Annotated in this window: 22 protein-coding genes; 9 read left to right on the forward strand and 13 right to left on the reverse strand. The window is 71.4% G+C overall.

Annotation, left to right across the window (positions count from 1 at the left end):
* Nucleotides 1-178: 178 nt before the first annotated feature.
* From ABFX50_RS08270 to ABFX50_RS08280, 3 genes are all read right to left on the reverse strand, one after another.
* Nucleotides 179-1210, reverse strand: coding sequence for an LLM class flavin-dependent oxidoreductase (locus ABFX50_RS08270; protein WP_346144684.1), 1032 nt, complete (start codon nt 1208-1210; stop codon nt 179-181).
* A gap of 113 nt (nt 1211-1323) precedes the next feature.
* On the reverse strand, nt 1324-2769 hold the full coding sequence (locus ABFX50_RS08275) for an alpha-lytic protease prodomain-containing protein (RefSeq protein ID WP_346144686.1): 1446 nt from the start codon (nt 2767-2769) through the stop codon (nt 1324-1326).
* An 87-nt stretch (nt 2770-2856) separates the two neighbouring features.
* Nucleotides 2857-3786, reverse strand: a complete 930-nt coding sequence (locus tag ABFX50_RS08280) for a LysR family transcriptional regulator (protein WP_346144688.1) — start codon at nt 3784-3786, stop codon at nt 2857-2859.
* Between the two features lie 98 nt (nt 3787-3884).
* Between ABFX50_RS08280 and ABFX50_RS08285 the strand changes: the two genes are divergently transcribed.
* Together ABFX50_RS08285 and ABFX50_RS08290 are read left to right on the forward strand one after the other, a co-directional pair.
* Nucleotides 3885-4100, forward strand: coding sequence for a DUF6158 family protein (locus tag ABFX50_RS08285; RefSeq protein WP_183658360.1), 216 nt, complete (start codon nt 3885-3887; stop codon nt 4098-4100).
* Complete coding sequence (locus tag ABFX50_RS08290; RefSeq protein ID WP_183658363.1) at nt 4097-4333, forward strand: hypothetical protein; 237 nt, start codon at nt 4097-4099, stop codon at nt 4331-4333. Before ABFX50_RS08285 ends, ABFX50_RS08290 begins: the two co-directional genes overlap by 4 nt.
* Here the strand turns inward: ABFX50_RS08290 and ABFX50_RS08295 are convergent.
* The 4 genes from ABFX50_RS08295 to ABFX50_RS08310 form a co-directional block, all read right to left on the reverse strand.
* A complete protein-coding gene (locus ABFX50_RS08295) occupies nt 4327-4977 on the reverse strand; it encodes a hypothetical protein (protein ID WP_346144691.1) in 651 nt (216 codons plus the stop codon). The genes ABFX50_RS08290 and ABFX50_RS08295 overlap by 7 nt on opposite strands.
* Complete coding sequence (locus ABFX50_RS08300) at nt 4974-6041, reverse strand: vWA domain-containing protein (RefSeq protein ID WP_346144693.1); 1068 nt, start codon at nt 6039-6041, stop codon at nt 4974-4976. The genes ABFX50_RS08295 and ABFX50_RS08300 overlap by 4 nt, the downstream gene beginning before the upstream one ends.
* Entirely contained in the window at nt 6038-7081 is a 1044-nt protein-coding gene (locus ABFX50_RS08305) for an AAA family ATPase (RefSeq protein ID WP_346144695.1), read from the reverse strand. The genes ABFX50_RS08300 and ABFX50_RS08305 overlap by 4 nt, the downstream gene beginning before the upstream one ends.
* Nucleotides 7082-7155: 74 nt before the next feature.
* Nucleotides 7156-7359: a hypothetical protein gene (locus tag ABFX50_RS08310; protein ID WP_346144697.1), complete on the reverse strand. Its 204-nt coding sequence runs from the start codon at nt 7357-7359 to the stop codon at nt 7156-7158.
* A gap of 126 nt (nt 7360-7485) precedes the next feature.
* On the opposite strand from ABFX50_RS08310, the gene ABFX50_RS08315 reads away from it, so the two are divergent.
* The 4 genes from ABFX50_RS08315 to ABFX50_RS08330 are packed head-to-tail and all read left to right on the forward strand — an operon-like array spanning nt 7486 to nt 11369.
* On the forward strand, nt 7486-8604 hold the full coding sequence (locus tag ABFX50_RS08315) for a sugar ABC transporter substrate-binding protein (protein ID WP_346144698.1): 1119 nt from the start codon (nt 7486-7488) through the stop codon (nt 8602-8604).
* A 1-nt stretch (nt 8605) separates the two neighbouring features.
* Nucleotides 8606-9370 (forward strand): ATP-binding cassette domain-containing protein, encoded by a 765-nt coding sequence (locus ABFX50_RS08320; RefSeq protein WP_346144700.1) that lies wholly within the window; start codon nt 8606-8608, stop codon nt 9368-9370.
* On the forward strand, nt 9363-10589 hold the full coding sequence (locus ABFX50_RS08325; RefSeq protein WP_183658381.1) for a sugar ABC transporter permease: 1227 nt from the start codon (nt 9363-9365) through the stop codon (nt 10587-10589). Before ABFX50_RS08320 ends, ABFX50_RS08325 begins: the two co-directional genes overlap by 8 nt.
* 9 nt (nt 10590-10598) lie before the next feature.
* Complete coding sequence (locus ABFX50_RS08330; protein ID WP_346144702.1) at nt 10599-11369, forward strand: putative hydro-lyase; 771 nt, start codon at nt 10599-10601, stop codon at nt 11367-11369.
* On the opposite strand, the gene ABFX50_RS08335 is transcribed toward ABFX50_RS08330, so the two are convergent.
* A complete protein-coding gene (locus tag ABFX50_RS08335; RefSeq protein ID WP_346144704.1) occupies nt 11347-13503 on the reverse strand; it encodes an ATP-binding cassette domain-containing protein in 2157 nt (718 codons plus the stop codon). The two genes, ABFX50_RS08330 and ABFX50_RS08335, sit on opposite strands and share 23 nt — an antisense overlap.
* Nucleotides 13504-13541: 38 nt before the next feature.
* Between ABFX50_RS08335 and ABFX50_RS08340 the strand changes: the two genes are divergently transcribed.
* Entirely contained in the window at nt 13542-14150 is a 609-nt protein-coding gene (locus ABFX50_RS08340; protein WP_346131014.1) for a TetR/AcrR family transcriptional regulator, read from the forward strand.
* Here ABFX50_RS08340 and ABFX50_RS08345 read toward each other — a convergent pair.
* The gene (locus tag ABFX50_RS08345; RefSeq protein WP_346144706.1) at nt 14092-14688 is read right to left on the reverse strand and encodes a P-loop nucleotide/nucleoside kinase family protein; all 597 of its coding nucleotides are present in this window, start codon (nt 14686-14688) and stop codon (nt 14092-14094) included. The two genes, ABFX50_RS08340 and ABFX50_RS08345, sit on opposite strands and share 59 nt — an antisense overlap.
* Nucleotides 14689-14773: 85 nt before the next feature.
* On the opposite strand from ABFX50_RS08345, the gene secY reads away from it, so the two are divergent.
* The gene (secY, locus tag ABFX50_RS08350) at nt 14774-16045 is read left to right on the forward strand and encodes a preprotein translocase subunit SecY (protein WP_346144708.1); all 1272 of its coding nucleotides are present in this window, start codon (nt 14774-14776) and stop codon (nt 16043-16045) included.
* A 10-nt stretch (nt 16046-16055) separates the two neighbouring features.
* Here the strand turns inward: secY and ABFX50_RS08355 are convergent, their stop codons facing one another.
* The 4 genes from ABFX50_RS08355 to ABFX50_RS08370 all read right to left on the reverse strand — a co-directional run bounded on the left by ABFX50_RS08355 (nt 16056) and on the right by ABFX50_RS08370 (nt 20281).
* A complete protein-coding gene (locus ABFX50_RS08355) occupies nt 16056-16724 on the reverse strand; it encodes a response regulator (RefSeq protein ID WP_346144710.1) in 669 nt (222 codons plus the stop codon).
* A 42-nt stretch (nt 16725-16766) separates the two neighbouring features.
* The gene (locus ABFX50_RS08360; RefSeq protein ID WP_346144712.1) at nt 16767-17813 is read right to left on the reverse strand and encodes a sensor histidine kinase; all 1047 of its coding nucleotides are present in this window, start codon (nt 17811-17813) and stop codon (nt 16767-16769) included.
* A 121-nt stretch (nt 17814-17934) separates the two neighbouring features.
* Nucleotides 17935-19113 carry an ROK family protein gene (locus ABFX50_RS08365; RefSeq protein ID WP_346144714.1) on the reverse strand — a complete coding sequence of 393 codons (1179 nt, stop codon included), beginning with the start codon at nt 19111-19113 and terminating at the stop codon, nt 17935-17937.
* A gap of 265 nt (nt 19114-19378) precedes the next feature.
* A complete protein-coding gene (locus ABFX50_RS08370) occupies nt 19379-20281 on the reverse strand; it encodes a phosphotriesterase family protein (RefSeq protein WP_346144715.1) in 903 nt (300 codons plus the stop codon).
* Nucleotides 20282-20483: 202 nt separating this feature from the next.
* On the opposite strand from ABFX50_RS08370, the gene ABFX50_RS08375 reads away from it, so the two are divergent.
* A complete protein-coding gene (locus ABFX50_RS08375) occupies nt 20484-23123 on the forward strand; it encodes a cellulose binding domain-containing protein (RefSeq protein WP_346144717.1) in 2640 nt (879 codons plus the stop codon).
* The last annotated feature ends 109 nt before the right edge of the window (nt 23124-23232 follow it).

Genomic DNA, 23232 nt, shown 5'->3' on the forward strand with positions numbered 1-23232 from the left:
CCTCGATGACGGATGCGCGGCGTAGGCGGGGAACGCGGTGAACACGGCGGTGGCCGCCATCCCGGCCGCGATCAGCCTGCGAATTAAGGTCATGACCGGAAACCTAAGAACGGGTCTTGGTGCCGTCAAGACCTGGATTCCGGTTCAGACCGAATCTGGAGGAAGTCGGTCTGCTCCGTCAGGCGTCGCCGGATGCCTTGAGCTTGTGCGCCTCGGCGATCAGCTCGTAGGAGCGGATGCGGTTGGCGCCGCCGTACACACCGGTGGTGATCATCAGCTCGTCGGCCCGCGTGCGCTCGCGCAGGGCGCCCAGCCCGGCGCGGACCTCCGCGCCCGTGCCCTTGACGACGTTGCGGAGGTAGCCGTCGACGAAGGTCTGCTCGACGTCGGAGTACGGGTAGGACTCCGCCTCCTCGGGCGAGGGAATGGGCGAGGGCCGCCCGCGGCGCAGGCGGAGCATGGCGAGGGCGAGCGTGCGCGCCAGGCGGAGCGCCTGCTCGGAGCTGTCGGCGGCGACGGCGCTCACGCCGATCATCGCGTACGGCCTGTCGAGCCACCGCGAAGGGCGGAACGTCGAGCGGTAGAGGTCGAGCGCCGGCTCGGTGTTCTCCGCGCTGAAGTGGTGGGCGAAGGCGAAGGGCAGGCCGAGCAGCCCCGCGAGCTGGGCGCTGAAGCCGCTGGAGCCCAGCAGCCAGATGGGCGGGCGGTCGGCGTTGAGCGGGTAGGACTGCAGGCCGCCGGGCGCCTCGCCGTCGAGGAAGGCGGCCAGGGCGGCGACCTCCTCGGGGAAGGCGTCGGCGTCGCCCCTGCGCATGGCGCTCGCGGTGGCGGGATCGGTGCCGGGGGCGCGGCCGAGTCCGAGGTCGATGCGGCCGGGATGCAGGGCGTGCAGGGTGGCGAACTGCTCGGCCACGATGAGCGGCGGGTGGTTGGGCAGCATGACGCCGCCGGAACCGAGGCGGATGCTCTCGGTGTTGGCCGCGAGGTGCGCGATCAGGACCGCGGGGGAGGAGCTGGCCACGCTCGGCATGCCGTGGTGCTCGGCCACCCAGTAGCGGTGGTAACCCCATCGCTCGGCGTGCCGTACGAGCTCGGTGCTGGTGCGCAGGGCGTCGGTGGCGGTGCCGCCCTCGCTGACGGTGGCCAGGTCGAGGATGGACAGGGGGACGTCGGCCTCGCCTCGGGCGAGGCCCCTGATCTGATCGGTCATTCCTCGGGCAACCAGCGAAAACGGAGGGTTATTCCATTTCCGCTCCGGCCTTCGCCTTCGCCGGACAGCAGGCGGCGGCCGCCCCCTGGGGGACGGCCGCCGGCTGGAGGGGCTTACGGGCGGTTCACTCCGAGGGTGTAGGAGCCTGAGCCGCTGTAGGCGTGCACGCGGTAGCGGTAGTAGCCCGCCGAGCCGTTGTAGCTGATCGACTCGTCAGGGTTGGGGCTGTCGCTCGTGGCGACCGTGGCCCACGAGGAGCCGTTCCACTTCTGCAGGTAGAGGTCGAAGTCGACGCCGCTGGGGCCGTCCAGGCAGCCGGCGTGGGTGCCGGACACGGTCGACTGGTAGTAGGAGTTGTTCGGCTGGTACTGGTTGGCGCCACTGGCCAGCGACCCGTTGTAGGTCTCGCGGTAGTTCTGGCAGCCGGTGGGCGGGTTGCCGCCGCCGGTGACCAGGGTGAGCCCGTACGCCGAGAGGATCTCGTTGACCGGCTGGAAGTAGGTGGTGCCGCCGGAGCTGCAGTTGCCCGAGCCGCCCGAGGTGACGCCCTGGGCCTGGTTGCCCGAGATGTAGGAGCCGCCGGAGTCGCCTGGCTCGGCGCACACGCTGGTCCTGGTCACCTCGTTGACGGTGCCCTGGGGGTAGGTGACGCTGGTGTTGAGCTGCTGCACGGTGCCGCAGTGCCAGCCGGTGGTCGATCCGGCCCTGCAGATGGAGGAGCCGACGGGCGCGACGGTGGAGCCGTTGACCGGGATGATGCCCGCGCTGTAGCCGTTCACGACGCCGACGGGGGTCCAGCTGGTGTTGACCTCGACCCAGGCGTAGTCGTTGCCGGGGAAGGAGGAGCCGCGGAAGGTGCCCTGGGCCTGCTGGTTGGCGCCCCGGGTGGTGGCGCCGACGCTCCCGCAGTGTCCTGCTGTGACGAAGCCGCCGTTGGTGCCGGGCTTGGTGACGGAGAAGCCGACCGAGCAGCGCGAGCCGCTGCCGATGTAGTAGGCGTCGCCGCCGCGGATGTCGGCATAGGGCACGGGCTGCTCGTTCGACTGCTCCACCCTGATGAGCGCCTTGTCGGCGCCGCTGGCCGCGATGAACGCCTCGGCGTCGGCGGGCGCGGAGGAGAGGATCACGACGCTGTTGGTGGGCACGTCGACGTACCAGACCGGCGCGGTCTTGGGGGCCTTGTCCGCCGCCTTGTCGAGGGCCTCCTTGGCGGCGTCGAGCTTGGCCAAGGAGTGGGCGACGACCCTGAGCTCGGCGCCGGAGACGCGGCGCTGCGACGGGTTGGTGGTGGCGACGACGAGCGTGCTCTCGGGGCCCTCGACCCAGGCGCCCGCGTAGTCGGCGCCCAGGCGCTTGGCGAGCCCTGGTGCGGTACGGCCGGCCTTCTGCTCGTTGACCAGACGCTTCTTGGCCTGCTCCTCTGTGAGGTTCAGGTCGCGCTGCATGGCCTTGACCAGTCCGTCGGGCGGGTTGCCCGCCGGGGCCGAGGCGACCGCGGGGGTGGCGGTCAGCGCTAACGCGCCGATCGCGATGGCGATCAGCGTGCGGGTGCGAAGCATGGGGGTCTCCTTCGCTTGCTGGGGGTGCCGTCAACGTAACGGCCGTCCAGGCGGCGGAGGAGCTACCACTTCACCCCTATCGCGGTGTTATGGGGAGGTGCCCCAGCCGGGGTTGCGCACCAGCCAGTCGTGGTAGACGGGGCTGCGCCGTACGGCGTCGGCGTGGGCGGCCTTGGCGTGCTCGGCCACCCACGACGCGCAGGGAGAGGCCGGATGGTGGCCGAGGACCTGACGCCACCGCAGCGGAGCGCCCGCGAGCGGCACCATCACCAGGCCCTGGGCGAAGGGGTGGGTGGCCTGGCACAGCACCACCGCCCTGCCCACCTGGGCCAGGTGGACGCAGGTGGCCACGTCGGTCTCGTACATGGTGGAGGGGGTGAACCCCGCCCGTGTGCAGGCGGCGGCGAAGCAGTCGCCGAAGCAGCCGTCGCCGGGAGTGACGGCCCACTGCTCGTCCGCCAGGTCGGATAAGGCCAGCTCCTTCGCTCCCGCCAGCCGGTGGTCCTCGGCGAGCAGGACGAAGACGGGGTCGATCCCGATGGTGATCCAGGTGATGTCGCCGGCGGGCGGTCCCTCGCCGCACGCGCCCGCCAGGACGTAGTCGAGCCTGCCCTGGGCGATCATCGAGGCCAGCTCGCGCGCCGACCACGAGGTGTAGGTGCTGACGGGGCCGGCCGCTGCCAGCCGGTCCACCAGGCCACCGAGGACGGGCCCGTTGGTCGCGCCGATGCGGTAGCCGCCCTCCGTGGCGTTGGCGAAGCGCAGCGCCTCGTCCTGCAGTTCCTGCGCGGCGGGAAGCAGCACGCGGGCGCGCGAGAGCACGAGCTCGCCGAGCGGCGTGGGCCTCGCGCCGTAGCGGTCGCGCTCGAAGAGCGTGCCACCGAGCGCGCGCTCGATGCGTTTGAGCTGGGCGGTCAGCGCCGGCTGGGCCACCCCGAGCCGGGTCGCCGCCTTGCTGACGCTGCCCGACTCCGCGACCGCTCGGACGATCTTGAGGTGCCGGAGCTCGAGGTCCATACCGGGAACGTAAAACCGCCACAACGTCCCCGCAATCCCCATATGTCAGGAAAATTGACGGATGTTGTGGGGAGGGTTCTCCGGGTAGGTGAAGAGGCATGGGAATCGATCCAAAGGACCTTTCGGAAGACGACCTGATGCGCGAGCTGGCACACCTCTACCAGACGAGGATGGAGGCGCTCATGCACGGGCCTGACGACGCGCTGGCCCGGCACACCTCGCGCACCAACGAGCTGGAGAGCGAGTACCTGCGCCGCCACCCCGACCGCGACATCGACCCCGGACGGTTGAGGGAGGGGGCGAGGGCCAGGTGAGCAGGCCCCACGACGTCCAGTCCCTGTCCGGCACCGACCTGACCGTCTACGAGGCCGTCGCGGCGATCGCGGTCGGCGGCGAGACGGCGTCGCTGCCGGGCGTGGCCGGGATGACGGGCCTGACCGAGGAGCAGACGCGGGCCAGCCTGGCCACCCTCGTGGAGAGAGGCCAGGTGGTGCCCAGCGGCGACGGGTTCACGCTGGGTCGCCACGACTTCGAGGTCGACTACTGACCCAGGGCCCTCAGCACCGCGGCCTGCTCGGCGGTGACCCCTCGGGCCCGCTGGGCCGCCGCCTCGACGGGGTCCATGCCCGCCGCGCACCAGGCGGCGACCTCCTCGACGGGCACCGCCCCCCACCACGAGGTGACGAGCGAGACCGCGTCGACGCCCGCGCGCGCGGCCTCCGCCGCGGTGAAGCCCAGGGCGGCGAACAGCCGCGCGTCACCGGGGTCGATCCTGCGCCTGGCCCACTGCTCGGCCTGCTGCCCGTCCCACCCGGCGTCGGCGTACCCGCGCGCGACGTCGGCGGGGATCCCCGCGCGCAGGAGCTGCCTGATCGGGCCAGCGGGCACGGCGGGGGCCTTGGAGAACCACGACACCCTCCTCGGCCGCTCGCCGCACAGATGCCTCCTGGCCGCGTCGTGCGGAGCCACGCCCAGCTCGTGCCAGCGCACCGCCTCGGTGGGCGTCATCCCCGCCCGCTGCCAGGTGATGACGGTCTCGGGCGTGGCCCCCGCCGTGCGCCAGAGCCTGGCGTCGCCGGGATCGTCCACGCCGGCCTCCCTCCACGCGGAGGCGTGCGCGGGTTCGAAGCCCGCGTGCCGCCAGCGCCGCATCTCCCCCTGCGTGAACCCCTCCCACTCGCTCTTCGTCATGCCGCCACCCGCAGCACGCGCGCCCACGGGGGAGCGGGGCGCTCCTCCAGCAGGCAGACGATCACCTGCGCACGCGGACGGCGTTCGGGCCACGGGGTGTCGCCGTCAGTGAGGGCGATCAGCACGTCCGGCCTCAGAGCGCGCGCCGCCTCGAACCCGGCCCGCAGATCGGTGCCCCCGCCTCCCACCAGCTCGACGTCCGCGGCCCTGGTGACCCGCTGGACCGGATGGGCCGCCGCGTCGCAGCAGACGACCTCGACCTGCCCCGTTCCGCAGGCGCGCAGGATGCCGTCGATCTCGCCGAGCACCCGCCGCAGCGCGGGCTCGGTGACGCTGCCCGAGGTGTCGACCAGGACGACGACGCGCGGCAGCGGCCGTACCAGCGAGGGCAGCACGACGCCCTGGACGTCGCGCCTGGAGGGGCGCCGGTAGCTGTAGTCGACCCTGCCGGAGGCCTGGGCGAGGCTACGCCGTACGAGCGCGGCCAGCACGACCCGCCAGTCGGCCTGCGGGCGCAGGATCGACTCGGCCCAGCGCCGCCAGCCGTACGGCGCCTCGCCTCTGATCCGGGAGGCGACCGCCCTGACCAGCAGGTCGCGTTCAAGCGCGGACATGACGGCCGGCCCGGTGAACGGCGCGCCGGCGCAGGCCTCCAGCTCGGGCGGCACGTCGATGAGGTCGAGCAGTCGGTGGTACTCGGCGGCCATCAGGCCGCTCGGCAGGCCCAGCCTGTCGGGAGTGACCGCCGTGGCGGGCGCGCCGTCGAGGTCGTCGTTGATCTCCGCGTCGTGCGCCGTGTTCCAGCGGGGGCCGTCCTCTCCCACGCCGAGGTGCCGGCGCAGCAGGTGCCCGACCTGGTGCAGCAGCGACCAGGCCAGCTCCTCCACGGGCACGGGTCCCGGGCCGAGGTGCAGGTTCCAGTTGGCGTCGGCGCACGCGCCCTCGGCGTCCTCGTGGACCAGGGGGGTCAGCGCGAACAGCGCGGAGGCCAGATAGGGCGCGCGGGTGGCCGCCAGCAGTCGCGCCGCCGCGAAGCGCTCCATCACGCTCGTGCCCCCGCTCATCGCAGCAGTCCCGCCGCGCGCAGGATCGGGGCCAGCTCCAGCATCGCGGAGGGCAGCTGCGCGCCGTACGGGCGGGCGGCCGCCAGCGACCGCGCCGCCCCCGCCGCCACGTCAGGCGTACGGCGGGCGACCCTCGCGATGAGCGGCCAGGCCCGCTGCCAGGTCTCCGCTCCGCCGTCGGCGGCCACGTAGGCCACCACCGAGCCGAGGACCGCGTGCACCCTGTCGAGCCGCTCGGGCAGCGGCGCGCCGGGATCGGACAGCAGCGTCTCGGGGTCGGGCAGGTCGAGGTCGCGCAGCCACGACAGCAGTTCGAAGCCCGCCGCGTCGCCCACCGCGCCCCGCACCAGCTCGGCCGCGACCTCACCGTGCGCGCAGGCCACCGCGGTCGCGGCCAGCTCCCACGTGCGCGGGCTCGGCCACGCCCTCGCAGGCCCGTCGGGCACGGCGAGCACGAGCTCGGGCCGCACCCGCAGGAACGCACCCACCAGCGCCTTCGCCCGGCCCACCGCCGCGGGCGAAGGCACGGGCCATGCCCCCAGCTCCGGTACGGCGAAGCCGCCCGTGAAGCCCTCGGCCACCGAGACCGCGCTCACCCGCCAGTCGAGGTGGATCAGCCGGTTGGCCAGCGGGGCGGACAGCTCCCACCCGTCGGCGGCCTGCTCGGGCGGGTTGGCCGCGGCGACGATGCGCACCTCACCGGGAAGGGCCAGGTCGCCCACGGCCCTCTCGAGCACGACTCTGAGCATCGCGGCCTGGACGGCGGGCGGCGCGGTGGTCAGCTCGTCGAGGAACAGGATGCCGCGCCCCGCCCTGGCCAGCCGCTCGGCCCAGCGGGGCGGCGCGAGCCAGGTGCCGCCCTCTCTGATCACGGGAAGGCCCGCGAAGTCGCTGGGCTCCCTGATGGAGCCGACGACCACCTCGACGGGGAGCCCGAGGCTCGCTCCCAGCGCCAGGACGGAGGAGGTCTTCCCCGTTCCCGGCGCGCCCCACAGGATGACAGGGAGGTTGGCGGTGACGGCTACGGCCAGCGCGTCCATGGTGGTTCCACCTCTGTGCGTCAACTGATGTTGACGTCAACTCTGGTTGACGCACAGTGGTTTTGTCAACGTGGTCAGATGGGCCGGATGCGGGACCACACGAGGAAGACGCCGCCCACGACCGCCATGGAGATGCCCGTCCAGAGGTTGACGGGGGTGCCGAACACCCCCGCCACGATCAGGATCACCCCGTAGACCAGGAAAAGCCCGCTTGTAGAGGATGGCAGCGGCCAGCCCAGCAGGGCCTCCATGACCAGCGCGAGCGCGTAGAGGTTCACGCCCGCGATGCGGCTCGCTACCCCGGAAAATCACCGCATCACCTGGCAAAAATGTGACAAGTGCGCACGCCCCTGCCAAAGGGGAGGGTACCGCCACTCCTGACACGGCAATTCAGGGGGCACGCGGTGAAAGCACAGGTCATCGGCGGTGTGCTGGCCATTGTGGGGCTGCTGGCCGGCTGCGGCACGGCGGGACAGTCCGGCCAGACAGGCGGCGCCAGGGGCGGCACCGCCAGCCCGAACGCCATCGGCTCGATCGCCGAGGGCTTCAAGATCGGCCTGTTGCTGCCCGAGTCGAAGACGGCCAGGTACGAGAAGTTCGACAGGCCGTACATCACCGCCGACATCAAGGCCCAGTGCCCCAAGTGCGAGGTCGTCTACAACAACGCCAACCAGGATCCCAACCAGCAGCAGCAACAGGTCGACTCGATGCTGACCAACGGGGTGAAGATCCTGATCCTCGACGCGGTGGACGCCAAGGCCATCGCCTCCTCGGTCGCCAAGGCCAAGAGCCAGGGCGCGAAGGTGGTCGCCTACGACCGGCTGGCGGGCGGTCCCGTGGACGCCTACACCTCCTTCGACAACCTGCAGGTCGGCAAGGCGCAGGGACAGGCGCTGCTGGACGCGATCAAGGCGGGGGGCGACCCCAAGCGCGGCCCCGTCGTCATGGTCAACGGCTCGCCCACCGACCCGAACGCCGCCGACTTCAAGAAGGGCGCCCACTCGGTGCTCGACGGCCAGGTCACGATCGGCAAGGAGTACGACACCCCTGACTGGAGCCCCGACCAGGCCAACACCGAGGCCGCGGGCGCCTTCACCGCGCTGGGGGCCGACAAGGTGATCGGCGTGTACGCGGCCAACGACGGCATGGCGGGCGGCATCGCCAGGGCCATGCAGAACGCGGGCGTCAAGAAGGGCACCCCCCTGACCGGCCAGGACGCCGAGCTCGCCGCGATCCAGCGGATCCTGCTCGGCACCCAGACGATGACGATCTACAAGCCGATCAGGCCCGAGGCCAAGAACGCCGCCCAACTGGCGATCAGCCTGGCCACGGGGCAGGGCGTCACCGGCACCACCACCGTCGACAACGGCGCCAACTCCGCGATCCCCGCGCAGATCATCGCGCCGATCGTGGTCACCAAGGAGAACATCAAGGACACCGTGATCAAGGACGGGTTCTGGAAGGTCGAGGAGATCTGCACCGCGGCAGTGAAGCCGGCCTGCGTAGCGGCTGGGATCTCCTGAGATGGCTCCGGTCCTCGCCCTTGAGCGCATCTCCAAGCGGTTCGGCGCCGTCCAGGCGCTGACGGACGTCGAGCTCGAGGTCGACGCGGGCGAGGTCGTGGCGCTGGTCGGCGACAACGGCGCGGGCAAGTCCACGCTGATCAAGGTGATCGCGGGGGTGGGCCCTCCCGACGAGGGCCGCATCATGTGGGAGGGCAGGCAGGCCACGATCGCCACCCCCTCCGACGCCCAGGCTCTCGGCATCGCGACCGTCTACCAGGACCTCGCGCTCTGCGACAACCTCGACGTGGTCGGCAACCTCTACCTCGGCAACGAGATGACGACGATGGGCGTCCTCGACGAGGTCGCGATGGAGAAGCGCTCGCGGGACCTGCTGGAGACCCTGTCGATCAAGATTCCCAGCGTGCGGATCCCCGTGGCGTCGCTGTCGGGAGGCCAGCGGCAGACGGTGGCCATCTCCCGCTCGCTGCTGGGCGACCCCAAGATCGTGCTGCTGGACGAGCCGACCGCCGCGCTCGGCGTCGAGCAGACCGCGCAGGTCCTCGACCTGGTCGAACGGCTGCGCGGCCAGGGGCACGGCGTCATCCTGATCAGCCACAACATGGTCGACGTCAAGGCCGTGGCCGACCGCATCGCGGTGCTCAGGCTCGGCCGTAACAACGGGGTCTTCGACGCGAGGACCACCACCCAGGAAGAGATCATCTCGGCGATCACCGGCGCCACCGACAACGCCGCGTCCCGCAGGAGCAGGAGGCTCAGTGAGTGAATCCCCGGTCGACCCGCGGCTGGTGGTCAGCGAACAGGGTCTCACTGGATACCTGGGCGAGTTCAGGCGGAAGGTGAAGGGCGGCGAGCTCGGCCCGCTGCCGGTGGTCATCGGCCTGATCGTCATCTGGCTCGTCTTCCAGAGCCTGAACAGCCAGTTCCTTTCCGCGCAGAACCTGTCCAACCTCAGCGTCGACATCGTCCCGACCGGGTTGATCTCGGTGGGCATCGTGTTCGTGCTGCTGCTGGGGGAGATCGACCTGGCGGCGGGCGCGGTCAGCGGCGCCTGCGCGGCGGTCCTGGCCGTGCTCAACGTCAACATGGGCATGAGCCCGGGTCTGGCCATCCTGCTGGCCGTCGCCGTCGGCGCCGTGCTCGGCCTGATCCACGGCTTCTTCTTCGCCAAGATCGGGGTGCCCTCCTTCGTGGTCACGCTGGCGGGCTTTCTCGCCTGGACCGGCTTCCAGCTGTGGGTCCTCGGGCCCAACGGCACCATCAACCTGCCGAGCGACGGCTTCGTCGCCGGCCTGACCAGCACCTACTTCATCTACGTGATCGCCGCCTACGGCCTGGCGGCGCTGGGCGTGGCGGGCTTCCTCGCGGTGTCGCTCATCGGCAACAACAGGCGCCGCGCGGCGGGGATCCCGTACAGGACGACGGGCGACATCGTCTTCCGCACAGTCGTGCTCGCGGTGGTGGCCTTCGGCGCGGCCTACATCCTCAACCTCTACCAGGGGCTCCCGCTCGCGCTGCTGATCTTCCTGGTGGTCGTCGTCGGCACCGACTTCGTGCTGCGCCGTACCAGGTACGGGCGCAGCATCTTCGCGGTCGGCGGCAACATCGAGGCCGCCAGGCGGGCCGGCATCAACGTGCCGTTCATCAGGATCTCGGTCTTCGTCATCTCGGGCTCGTTCGCGGCGGTCGGCGGCATCTTCGCCGCCTCCCGCATCTCCAGCGCCAGCCAGGCGACGGGGCAGAGCAACGTGCTGCTGATGGCGATCGCGGCGGCGGTGATCGGCGGCACCTCGCTGTTCGGCGGGCGCGGCACCACGTACTCGGCGCTGCTGGGCATGCTGGTCATCCAGTCGATCGCCTCAGGGATGGCGTTGCAGGGTGTCAGCAACTCCATCCAGTTCATGGTCACCGGCGCGGTGCTGCTGGCCGCGGTGGTCATCGACTCGATCTCTCGCAGGAGCCAGAAGGCGGCAGGCCGGGCGTAACGTGGGGTCATGGCAGACCCCCTGAGTGCCTTGACCCCCGACCAGGCCCGGCGCCGCTTCAGGGCGGGGGAGCGCAGACCGACAGCGGGGTGGTGCGACGGCTGGACCCAGGCCAACCTGATCGCGGTCCCCGAGAGCCTGGCAGGCGACCTCAAGCTGTTCGCCGAGCGCAACCCGCAGGCCTGTCCCGTGCTCGACGTCGGCGAACCGGGAGCCACCAGCACCGCGATCTTCGACGGCGACCTGCGCACCGACCTGCCCGGCTACCGCGTCTACCGCGAGGGCAGACCGGTCGCCGACCTCGACGAGGTCGTCGAGCACTGGCGCGCCGACCTCGTCCCCTTCCTGATCGGCTGCAGCTTCACCTTCGAGGCGGCGCTCGCGAGGGCGGGCGTCCCCGTGCGCCACGTCGAGCTGGGCGTCAACGTGCCGATGTACCGCACCGCCGTGGCCTGCGCTCCCGCGGGGGTGCTCCACGGCCCGCTCGTGGTCTCGATGCGGCCGGTGCCCGAGGCGCTGGTGGCCACCGCGATCGAGGTCAGCGGCCGCTACCCCCGGGTGCACGGCGCGCCGGTGCACGTGGGCGACCCCGCCGCGATCGGCATCGGCGACCTGTCGCGTCCCGACTTCGGCGACCCCGTCCCCGTACGGCCGGGCGAGGTGCCCCTGTTCTGGGCCTGCGGCGTCACCCCGCAGCAGGCCGTGATGGCCTCCGGCGTCGAGTACGCCATCGGCCACCTGCCGGGCCACATGGCGATCACCGACCTTCGAGAGACCTAGCCAGGTGCTTGGCGGTGTGCGTGGAGGCGTGGACCAGCTGCGCAGGCGTGCCCTCGAAGACCACCTCGCCGCCGTGCCGGCCTGCCTCGGGCCCCATGTCGATCACCCAGTCGGCGCGCTTGACCACCTCGAGCTCGTGCTCCACCACGATGACGGTGTTGCCCGTGTCGACGAGGCGGTCGAGCAGCGCCATCATCGTGTCGACGTCGGCCATGTGCAGCCCTGTCGTCGGCTCGTCGAAGACATAGACGTGGCCGCTCTCACGCAGCCGGTGGGCCAGCTTCAGCCGCTGCCGCTCACCGCCCGACAGCGTGGTGAGCGGCTGGCCCAGCGTCAGGTAGCCGAGGCCGAGCTCGCCGAGCGTCGCCAGCCCCTCGAGCCCGAACAGCTCGTGCGCCTCGTCGGCGGTCATGGCCAGCACGTCGGCGATCGTCCGCCCCTCGTAGCGGTGCGAGAGCGCCTCGGAGCTGTAGCGGCGGCCCTCGCACGTGTCGCAGACGGTGGTCACCGGGTCCATGAACGCCAGATCCGTCGTGATCGTGCCCCGCCCCCCGCACGCGGGGCAGGCGCCAGCCGCGTTGAAGCTGAACAGGCTCGCGTCCACGCCGTTCGCCTGGGCGAAGAGCCTGCGGATCCTGTCCATGACGTCGAGGTAGGTGGCGGGGGTGGAGCGGATGGAGCCGCCGATCGCCGACTGATCTATCGCGATGCCCTCGGCGTACGTCATGAGCGTGCTCTTGCCCGAGCCCGCCACCCCCGTCACCGCCGTGAGCACGCCGAGCGGCACCCTGACGCTCACCTTCTTGAGGTTGTGCAGCGACGCTCCCTCGATGGGCAGCCAGCCCTTCGGCTCGCGGAGCTCGGGCTTCAGGCCCGTGATCCGCCTGAGCATGCGGCCGGTGAGCGTCCGCGACCTGCTCAGCCCGGCCACCGTGCCCTCGAAGACCACCTCGCCTCCGCCCGCGCCAGCCCCCGGGCCCATGTCGACGACGTGGTCGGCCATGGCGATGATGTCGCGGTCGTGCTCGACGACGATCACCGTGTTGCCCGCGTCGCGCAGTTCGAGCAGCAGCTCGCCGAGCATGTGCACGTCGCGGGGGTGCAGGCCGGCGCTCGGCTCGTCGAAGATGTAGGTCAGCCCCGACAGCGACGAGCCCAGCTGCCGCACGGTCTTCAGCCGCTGCGCCTCGCCGCCCGACAGCGAGCTGGTGGCCCTGTCGAGGCTGAGATAGCCGAGCCCGATCGCCTCGATCCTGTTCAGCGCCTCGATCGCGGGCTCGGCGACGCCGTTGCCCAGCCCCCTGAGCGTCTCGGCCAGGTCGCTGACCTCCATGGCGCAGTGGTCGGCGAGGTTGAGCCCATCGATCCGCGAGGCGAGCGCCGCGGCGTTGAGCCGCGCGCCCGCGCAGGCCGAGCAGGGGCCCTCGGTGATCATTCGCCTGGTCGCCTCGGTGTCGCGCTTGAGGTGCAGGCGGTTGAAGCGGTCCACCACGCCTTCGTAGGTGCCGCGCTCCAGCTTGAACTTCTCGCCGTGCAGGAGCAGGCGCCACTCCCGCTCGGTGAACTCGCCGACCGGCTTGTCCAGGTCGAACAGGCCGGAGTCCGCGTACAGGCGCCAGGCGTAGGAGCCGACGGGGAAGACCCTGATCGCGCCCTCGTTGATCGAGAGCGTCCTGTCGATCGCCAGGTCGAGGTCGAGCGCCACGGCCCTGCCCAGGCCGTGGCACTCGGGGCACATGCCCTGGGGGTCGTTGAAGGAGTAGGCGGTCGCGGGGCCCGCCGACGGCGTGCCGTACCTGGAGAACAGCACGCGCAGGATGGGATGGATCTCGGTCATGGTGCCGACGGTCGAGCGGGCGCCGCCGCCCACCCGCTTCTGGTCGATGACGACCGCGGGGGTCAGGTGGGCCAGCCGTTCGGCGAGCGGGCGCTCGAACTTGGGCAGCCTGTTCCTGATGAAGGCGCCGTAGGTGGCGTTCATCTGCCGCTGCGCCTCGGTGGCGACAGTGCCGAAGACGACTGACGACTTCCCCGAGCCCGACACGCCGGTGAAGACGGTCAGCCGCTCCTTGGGCAGGCGGAGGGAGACGTTCTTGAGGTTGTTCTGTCGAAGTCCGGCGAGAACGATGTCCATTAGCCACTCCCAATAGCTTTGGCTACTAGTATTAGCTTATGTCAGATCGCAGGGCTCGTCGAAGGGCCGAGACGCAGGAGGAGATCCTCGGCATCGCGCTGGAGGTCATGGCGGCAGACGGGGTCGCGGCGCTGAACATGGCGACCGTGGCCAGGCGGCTCGGCATCCAGCCGCCTTCGCTGTACAAGTACTTCCCCTCGAGGGCGGCCGTCTACGACGAGCTGTTCAGGATCGGCCAGGAGGGCTACCTCGACGCCGTACGGCAGGCCGCGCGCGGACACGAGGGCCTGGCCGCGATGGGCGCCTCCCTGGAGGCGGGCGCACGGTGGATCATGGACCACCAGGTGCTGGCCCAGCTGCTGTTCTGGCGGCCCGTCCCCGGCTTCACGCCCTCGCGGGAGGCCTACGCCCCCGCCCTGGAGATCCACCGGCACTTCGCCACGCTGATCCGCGCGGCGGTGGAGCGCGGCGAGGTGCATCCCGACGCGGCGGGCGAGGAGGGCCTCGCGCTGGCCGCGAGCCTGATCGCGGGCGTGATCTCGCAGCAGCTGGCCAACGAGCCGGGCGCCACCTACGAGTCGGGCGCCTTCACCCGGCTGGTTCCGCGCCTTCCCGCCGTGTTCGCGGCGGCATACCCGCCGCCCTGAGCTGCGACTCCAGGTCGGGCGCGCCCCTGCGGTTGTCGATCTCCAGATGAGGTACGGCCGGCGGCTCGTCCACCCTGATCGCCTTCAGATAGGCGTCGAAGGCCGCCAGCTTGCCGTCATCCCTGGCAAGGCCCCTGGCTGTCAGGCGCTCGCGCAGCGTGGGCCCGTCGGAGCGGAGCCACACCAGGTGGACGGGCGGCCCCCCGAGCTGCTCGACCCACCTCTCCCACAGCGTCGCGGAGTGCACCTGGGAGGTGAAGGGGCCGTCGAGCATGACGGGGCAGCCGTGCCCCCTGATCGTCCTGGCCAGCCTGGTCAGGCCGTCGTACTCGTACCGCTTCACGTGCTCGTCGTACCAGGGGCCCTCGCGCTCGCCCTGCGGCCTGCCGTACGCGCTCAGCATCTCGGTGACGAAGTCGCCGTAGACGGTGTCCTTGTCGAGCAGCGCGGGGACCGGGTCGAGGCGCCCGAGCAGCGCGGCGGCGACGGTCGACTTGCCCGCGCCAGGCGGGCCGCTGATCACCCACACAGGAACCACAAGGTCAGAGCGTACGGGGATCTGCGTACGCCGGTGCCGCGTACGGACGGACGCCCCGCCGCCCGTACGCGGCCAGACTCGGCGCATGCTCACCATGGTCGTGCGCGCCTTCGGCATCCCGGAACTGCGCAAGAAGCTGCTCTTCACGCTGGGCGTCATCGTGCTGTTCAGGTTCGGGCAGATCCTGCCGTCGCCCGGGGTGGACACCGCGGCGGTCCGGCAGTGCCTCGGCGGCGCGCGCGGAGGGCTGGTCGACATGGTGCAGCTGTTCAGCGGCGGGGCCATGCTGAAGCTGTCGGTGTTCGCGCTGGGGGTCATGCCGTACATCACGGCCAGCATCATCATGCAGCTGATGGCGGTGCTCATCCCGCGCCTCGAAGCCCTGCGCAAGGAGGGGCAGAACGGCCAGGCGAAGATCACGCAGTACACCCGCTACCTCACCGTGGCCCTGGCCGTGCTCAACGCCACCACGGTGGTCGCGCTGGCGCGGGGAGGCGCGCTGTTCCCCGGCTGTTCGCGGCAGGTGCTGTACGACACGAGCCTGTTCGGGGTGAGCGTGCTGGTGGTCGTGCTGGTGGCGGGGAGCTGCATGGTGATGTGGCTGGGCGAGAAGATCACCGAGAAGGGGATCGGCACCGGCATGTCCATCCTGATTCTCACCCAGGTCGTCGCCGTCTTCCCCTCCTACATGTCCAACCTCTTCGTGATGAGCCCCTTCGCGACGGTGGTGATCCTCGTCTCCGGCCTGTTCCTGGTGGCGGCTGTGGTCTTCATGGAGCAGGCCCAGCGGCGCGTGCCCGTGCAGTACGCCAAGCGGATGGTCGGCCGCCGCATGTACGGAGGGACCAACACCTACATCCCGCTCAAGGTCAACCAGGCGGGCATCGTCCCGGTGATCTTCACCTCGTCGCTGCTCTCCATCCCCACGCTGGTCGGCGGCCAGGTGCCGTGGATCAGCCAGTACCTCGCCGGCGACCACCCGCTCTACATGCTCGGCTACTCCCTGCTGATCGTCGGGTTCGCCTACTTCTACGTCTCGATCACCTTCAATCCCATGGAGGTGGCCGACAACATGAAGCGCTACGGCGGTTTCGTGCCGGGGATCAGGCCCGGGCGGCCGACCGCGGAGTACCTGGGCTTCGTCCTGTCGCGGCTGACCGCGCCTGGGGCCCTCTACCTGGGTGTGCTGGCCCTGGTGCCGCTGGTGGCCTTCGCGCTGCTGCGCGACCCCTCCACGCAGCAGAACTTCCCCTTCGGGGGGACGAGTGTGCTGATCATGGTGGGGGTGGGCCTGGAGACGGTGAAGCAGATCGAGGCCCAGCTCCAGCAGCGCGCCTACGAGGGCCTGCTCAGGTAGCCGGCTCCGGTCAGGAGGGCAGGACCAGGCCCGCGCGCATGGCGAAGACCACCAGCTGCGCCCTGTCGCGGGCGTGCAGCTTCACCATGGCCCTGCTGACGTGCGTGCGGACGGTGTCGCGGCTGATCACCAGCTCCTTGGCGATCTCCTCGTTCGACCGGCCTGTCGCCACCCACGCCACCAGCTCCCTCTCGCGAGGGGTCAGGGTGTCGACGCCGTCCACGGGCCGCGCGCCGCCGTGCCTGCCGAACAGCCCGATGACCTTGCGGGTGATCGCGGGGGAGAGCAGCGCCTCGCCCGCGGCCACCACCCTGATGGCGCTCACCAGCTCGTCGGGGGCGCTGTCCTTGAGCAGGAAGCCGCTCGCCCCGGCCTGCAGGGCGGCGAAGACGTACTCGTCCACGGCGAACGTCGTCACCACCACGATCCTGGTGCCGTGGAGGGAGGGGTCGGCCGCGATGGCGCGCAGGACCTCCAGGCCGTCCATGCCGGGCATCCTGATGTCGAGCAGCAGGACGTCGGGGCGCTCCCTGCGCACCAGCGCCACCGCCTGCCCGCCGTCGGCCGCCTCACCGACCAGCTTGAGGTCGGCCTCCCTGGCGATGAGCGCGCCGAGCCCCATCCGCACGACCGCCTGGTCGTCGGCCACCCCGACCCTGATCACACCTTCACCTCCCACGCCCGCACCCTCCCGCCCGGGGTCATGCGGTCGTCCCTGAGGTCACGCGGTCTCCCGCGGGAAGCGGGCGATCACCTGGAAGCCGCCGCCGTCCCTCGGGCCCGCGGTGAACTGGCCCCCCGCGTTCCGCACCCGCTCGCGCATCCCCGCCAGCCCCCTGCCCTCGCCCGCCTCCGTGACGCCGACGCCGCGGTCGGCCACCTCCAGCACGAACCCGCAGGGGTCGTCGGCCACCCTGACGAGCGCCCTGGTCGGCCCCGCGTGCCTGATCACGTTCGTCAGCGACTCGCGCACCACCCGGTAGACGGTGCCGCGCAGGTGCGAGGGGACGGCGGGCTCGCCGGGCTCCATGTCGACGGGCAGCCCCGCCGCCCGCACGCCGTCGATCAGGGCAGGCAGGTCGTCGCGGCTCGCGACCGGCTCGCCGGGGTCGATGAGATCGAGAGCGGCCCGTAGCTGGGCCAGCGCGCCGAGGCTGGTCTCGCGGATCGCCCGCAGCGACTCGCGCGCCTGCTCGGGGCTCTCCTCCAGCACGAGCAGGGCGAGTCCGGCCTGCATCGCGATGGTCGAGAAGCCGTGTCCCGCCGCGTCGTGGACCTCGCCGGCGATCCTGGCCCGCTCCCGCGCCAGCTCCCGCGCCACCGCCGCGCCGTCAGCGTGGGATGCCTCGCCGGCGCCAGGCGAACCCCAGGCCGGGCCCGCGACGTGGGCTCCGGAGCCGCCCGTGGCGTGGGGAGCCGGTGCGGAGATCCCGCCGGTGGCGCGGGCAGCGAGGCAGGGGAGGCCGCCGTCGCCCGCGTAGGCCGCGGGCTGGGGGCCTGGCCAGGCGTCGGATGCTGTGGCGCCGTGGGCGAACCCGACCCAGCCCCTTCCGGGCTTCGGCGGGGCGGTGAACGTCGGGGTCTGCGCGCGATGGCCCGCGGCCGTCTGCGCGGCCTCCTGCGGGGTCTCGTGTCCCGCCGCGATCGCCGCGCGGGCCTGGGCCAGGCCGCTGAGCGACAGCGGGACGGCCAGCCAGCCCGCCCACACCAGCACGAGCACGGCGGGCATGTCGCCCAGGCGGGCAGCACGGGACACCGCCGCGGACATGGACTCCCACAGGCGGCGGACAGGGCGTCGTTCCCGTGTCACCATTCCGCCCCGATCCTAGCCATTTTCAGGGGGAGCGGTTCGCCGACCGGCGGGGTGCCGCCTCAGGAAGGGGGGGCGCTCAGCGCAGGACGGCGCGGTCGACGGTCCCTGGCGCCAGGACGTGCTCGATCACCATCACGGCCGCCCCCACGACGCCCGCCCTGTCGCCCAGCTCACTGGTCCTGATGCTCAGGTGCTGGGTGGCCAGCGGGAGCGACCTGCTGTAGATGACCTCGCGGACCCCCGCCAGCACGTGCTCGCCCGCCTCGGCGATGTCGCCGCCGATCACTATCACCGCGGGGTTGAAGAAGTTCACGATGGAGGCCAGCACGTCGCCGACCTCGCGCCCCGCCTGCCTGATGAGCTGGACGGCCTGGGTGTTGCCCTGCCGTACGAGGTTGACCACGTCGCGGCTGTTGGAGGCGGGCACCCCGGCCGCGGCCAGCTTGGCGGCCACGGAGGCGCCGCCCGCGACCGCCTCCAGGCAGCCGGTGTTGCCGCACCTGCACACCACGTCGGCCGCCGAGGACACCCGCACATGGCCGATGTCGCCCGCCGCGCCCTGCGCGCCCCTGTGCAGTCGGCGGTCGGAGATGATGCCGCACCCTATGCCGGTGCCGATCTTGACGAACACCAGCTGGTCGGCCTCGGGCCTGGCGGCCCAGTGCTCGCCGAGGGCCATGATGTTCACGTCGTTGTCCACCAGGACGGCGGCGCCGAGCCGCTCCCCGAGCCACTTGGGGACGGGGAAGCCGTCCCAGCCGGGCATTATCGGCGGGTTGATCGGCCGTCCTGAGGCGTGCTCGACGGGCCCCGGAAGGCCCACGCCCACGCCGCACACCTGCTCGACGGTGTGCCCTGTCTCGTCGAGGAACTCGAGGAAGGTGTCGAGGAGCCATTGCAGCGTCGGCTCGGGGCCCTTGTCGATGGCCAGGTCGGAGGTGCGTTCGGCGAGGACGGTGGTGGCCAGGTCGGTCACCGCGACCCTCGCGTGGGTGGCGCCGAGGTCGGCGGACAGGACGACGCGGGCGGAGCTGTTGAACGCGAACGCCACGGCGGGCCTGCCGCCGGAGGAGATGGCGTCCTCGGTGGGCACGATCCACTGGTGGGTGAGCAGGGCGTCGAGGCGCTGCGAGACCGTGGACCTGGCCAGACCGGTGAGCTGGACGAGCTCGGCCCTCGTGCGGGCCTGGCCGTCTCTCAGGATCGCGAGCAGCGCGCCTGCTCCGGCGACCGTGCCGACCGGTTCGTTCAGCATGTCCGGAGACAACGCCGCTCCTTCCGCCGCCTGAAACATGATATGTCGAATTGAATCACACTTCTGCTTGACCATCGGCGGAAGAATCAAGTCCTCCTTTAGTGTGCCGCGTGGTCCGAGCTGGCGTGCTCTTGGGGCGGGGAGGGGGTCTCGAGGGGGCGGGGGGTGTGCCGGGAGGGGGTGGTCCCGGCAGGCGGGGGAGCCCTGCGAGCGAGGGGTGCGCCGGGAAGGGTGGTCCGGCGGGCGGGGGTGTCGGTGGGGCGCGTCAGCCGTTGGCCAGCCAGCGGATCGGGTTCACCCGGGTGATCGCCTGGATCGTCTCCTCCTCCACCCCGCCCTCGCGCAGCAGGGGGAGCAGCGTGCGGAAGACGTGGGAGTAGCCCGCGCCGCCGTACCTCTGGAGCTGGGCGACGCGGGAGACGCCGCTGCCGAGCAGCAGGCGCTCGCCGTGCCCCTCGGAGATCAGCTCCATGGCCACCCTGGCCGCCTGCGGGGCGCCGAGGCCCACGGAGGAGAGGCTGACGTACGCCCCGGCCTCGGCGATCTTGCGGGCGACGGCGACGTCGTCGCCGGTGAAGGAGACGCTGACCCGCGAGCCGGGCAGACCCTCGCCCAGCAGGATCTCCAGCAGCGCGGGCCCGTTCTGTCCGTGGGTGGCGACGGGCAGGCGGCTGGACAGGGAGGCGCGGGCGGCGGCGACCAGGCAGCGCTCCTCCACCGGCGACGGCTCCTGACCCCAGGCGCCGACCTCGCCGATGACGCCTGGCAGCACGCCCGTGCCGTCCAGGCCCGAGGTGATCTCGTCCATCAGCCGCGCGGTGAGGGTGTCGACGTCGTCCTCGCGGACCTGGGTGAACGGCTCGGTGAACAGCCCCGTCGAGGCGATGACGGGCACCCTGCTGCCCGCGGCGACGCGGGCGAGGGAGGTGGCGTCCCTGCCCATGCCGATGCAGGACAGCTCGACGGTGAGACCGAGATCGTCGGACTGGCGCAGCTCGCGGAGCTCGTGGGTGACGGTGCGCTCCTCGTCGAGCCAGCGGTAGGGGTCGGAGTCGATACCGACCGCCCAGCGCAGGTCGCAGCGCAGGTGCTCATGGGGGAGGACGGCGCCGGTGATCGCGTCGGCGCGGATCTGACCGGTGACGGTCCGTAGAAGGGCCTCAGGCATGGACGACATTAACCCGTATTTGCCGGTAAACGCCTTATGTCTGCCGAAAGCTTTACCTGATGAATGTTTCAGCGCTGACCTGCGAAGAGTCCGGCCGTGTTTGACCGCCGGATGGCGGGCGGGTGACTCTCCACGCGACATGCGCGCCGCGGTCGACGGTCAGGGTCTCCGGGCGACTCCTGGACGAAGGGACAGGCCGTACATGATTCGGTGGATACTCGCAGCGCTGTTGACGATCTCGGCGGCCGCGGCGGTCGTCTCCGCGCCCGCGCTGCAGGGGGCCGCGCTGCAGGAGGCCGCGGCGCTCTCCGCGCCGGCGCAGGAGACCTACGAGTGGAAGAACGTGCGGATCGACGGAGGCGGCTTCGTCCCCGCGATCGTCTTCAACCAGAGCGAGAAGAACCTGATCTACGCCAGGACCGACATCGGCGGCGCCTACCGATGGGAGCAGGCCACCAGGACGTGGACCCCGCTGCTCGACTGGGTGGGTTGGGACAGGTGGGGCTACAACGGCGTGGACAGCCTGGCCACCGACCCGGTGCAGCCCAACAGGGTGTACGCGGCGGTCGGGATGTACACCAACAGCTGGGACCCGAACAACGGCGCGATCCTGCGCTCGGCCGACAAGGGCGCCACCTGGCAGGTCTCGCCGCTGCCGTTCAAACTGGGCGGCAACATGCCGGGCAGGGGCATGGGTGAGCGGCTGGCCGTCGATCCCAGGGACAACAGGACCCTCTATCTCGGCGCGCCCAACGGCAACGGCCTGTGGAAGAGCTCCGACTACGGTGCGACCTGGGCGAAGGTGTCCTCCTTCCCCAACCCTGGCGACTACGCGCCCGACCCGAGTGACCCCAACGGCTACTCCAGCCACAGGCCGGGCGTGGTCTGGGTGACGATCGACCCGGTGACCAGGGCGATCTACGCGGGCGTCGCCGACAAGGAGAACATCCTCTACCGCTCCACCGACAACGGCGCGACCTGGCAGCGCGTGCCGGGCCAGCCGACCGGCCATCTGCCGCACAAGGGCGTGCTCGACCACGTCAACAGCCTGCTCTACCTGGCCACCAGCGACACGGCCGGCCCCTACGACGGGGCCAAGGGCGACGTGTGGCGCCTCGACACCCGCACAGGCGAGTGGACCAGGATCAGCCCGATCCCCTCCACCAGCGAGGACGACTACTTCGGCTACAGCGGCCTGACCATCGACAGGCAGGACCCGCAGACCCTCATGGTCGCCACCCAGATCTCCTGGTGGCCCGACGTGATCTTCTTCAGGTCCACCGACGCGGGCGCGACCTGGACGAGGGTGTGGGACTGGGCCTCCTATCCCAACAGGTCCTTCCGCTACACGATGGACGTCTCCTCCGCTCCGTGGCTGACGTTCGGCGGCAACCCGCAGCCGCCCGAGGTCACGCCGAAGCTGGGCTGGATGACCGAGTCGCTGGAGATCGACCCCTTCGACTCCAACAGGATGATGTACGGCACCGGCGCCACCATCTACGGCACAGAGGACCTGCTCAAGTGGGACACAGGGGGCCGGTTCACGATCAGGCCGATGGTGAGGGGGCTGGAGGAGACCGCCGTGCTCGACCTGGTCAGCCCGCCCACGGGAGCCCCGCTCGTCAGCGGTCTCGGTGACATCGGCGGGTTCAGGCACGCCTCGCTCGACGCGGTGCCGCCGATGATGTTCACCTCGCCAGGCTTCACCTCGACCACCAGCCTCGACTACGCCGAGAAGAACCCCGCCGTGATGGCCCGCTCCGGCAACGCCGACGGCAGCAACGTGGCCTTCTCCACCGACGGCGGCGCGAACTGGTTCCAGGGCTCGGAGCCTTCGGGTGTGACGGGAGGCGGCACGATCGCGGCGGCGGCCGACGGCTCGCGCTTCGTGTGGTCGCCGCAGGGCGCCGCGCCGCACTACTCGGTCGGCTTCGGCACCTCATGGACCGCCTCGGCCGGCCTGCCCTCCGGCGCGGTCGTCGAGTCGGACCGGGTGAACCCGTCGACGTTCTACGCCGTGGCGGCCGGCACGTTCTACCGCTCCACCGACGGCGGCGCCACCTTCACCGAGACCGCCGCACCCGGCGCGGGCAAGTTCAAGGCGGTACCCGGCCGCGAGGGCCACCTCTGGCTGGCAGGTGAGGGCGGTCTGTTCCGCTCCACCGACTCCGGAGCCACCTTCACCAAGCTGCCGGGGGTCACCGGCGCGGTCAACATCGGGTACGGCAAGGCCGCCCCTGGCGCGTCCTACCCCGCGCTGTACGCGGTCGCCACGATCGACGGCGTGACGGGCGTCCACAGATCCGACGACACGGCCGCCACCTGGACCCGCATCAACGACGACAGACACCAGTACGGGAACATGGGCGAGGCGATCACCGGCGACCCCCGCGTGTACGGGCGGGTCTACCTGGGCACCAACGGCCGCGGCATCCTGTACGCCGAGCGCTCGGGCTCCGACCCGACCCCGACGCCCACCCCCACCCCGACGCCCACCCCCACCCCGACGCCCACGCCCACGCCCACCCCCACCCCGGGGACCGGCGGGTGCTCGGCCGCCTACAAGGTGACCAACTCGTGGCAGGGCGGATTCCAGGGCGAGGTCACGGTCAAGGCCGACAAGGCGATCAAGGGGTGGACCGTGTCGTGGGCCTTCCCCGCAGGCCAGCGGATCACCCAGCTCTGGAACGGCGCGCACACCCAGGAGGGGGCCGACGTGACGGTCGGGAACGTGGCGTGGAACGGCTCGCTGGCCCAGGGCGCGACGGCGACGTTCGGCTTCACCGGATCGTGGACAGGGTCGAACGGCGTGCCTTCCCCGATCGGCTGCGCCGCTTCGTGACGGCGGGGACCGGAGTCCCGCTGGAGCACGCGTGATGGACGGACGGCCACCGGTGACCCCGGTGGCCGTGCGGGGGCTTGCCGTACCGGAGGGGGAATGAGGGGCATCG

Source organism: Nonomuraea recticatena (assembly GCF_039533245.1).
GTDB lineage: Bacteria > Actinomycetota > Actinomycetes > Streptosporangiales > Streptosporangiaceae > Nonomuraea > Nonomuraea roseola.